The sequence below is a fragment of the Sinomonas cellulolyticus genome (genome assembly GCF_014656475.1).
GTDB classification, from domain to species: Bacteria; Actinomycetota; Actinomycetes; order Actinomycetales; family Micrococcaceae; genus Sinomonas; species Sinomonas cellulolyticus.
On sequence record NZ_BNCM01000045.1, the window covers coordinates 1 to 523 of the forward strand.

1 protein-coding gene is annotated in these 523 nt (G+C 70.0%); it reads left to right on the plus strand.

Translation table 11 applies throughout. The features are described from left to right. Nucleotides 1-152 precede the first annotated feature (152 nt). Nucleotides 153-523: AAA family ATPase (locus IE231_RS18150; protein WP_189695393.1), on the plus strand; the 371-nt coding region annotated here is incomplete at its 3' end.

Sequence of the window (523 nt, forward strand, 5' to 3'; positions counted from 1 at the left end):
GGCGAGATCGAGACAGCGCGCCGGGCCCGACGCCGGCAGCTGCGCAAGGAGATCAACGACCGCATCCCGCGGGCCGCACCGCGCCAGGAGCCCCGCGCTGCCCAGCCGGCCCAACGGCCCGTGCGGCTGCGCACCTATGAAGAGGACGAGCCATGAGCCAGGACTTCATCGTCACCAAGGAACACCGGCGCTTCACCGAGTTCGCCAACGCCGTGCGCAAGGAACGCACCATCGGCATCTGCCACGGCGACGCCGGCGTCGGCAAGACCCAGTCGGCACGCCGCTACGCCCACTGGGAGACCCTCGAGCCATTCATCGACCCGTGGGGCCCGCGCAACCAAGAAGACGACTCGCCCCGCTACGCGGCCGCCAACCGCTCCCGCACCGTCTTCTACACCCCCGAGGTGCTCCCCAAGCCGAAGGAGCTCATGCGCGACATCGACCGCCTGCAGGTGCGGCTCGGCGTCTGCGTCGACGAACACCAGCGCCTCACCGGCAAGATCACCGATGTCGTGGTCGGCGA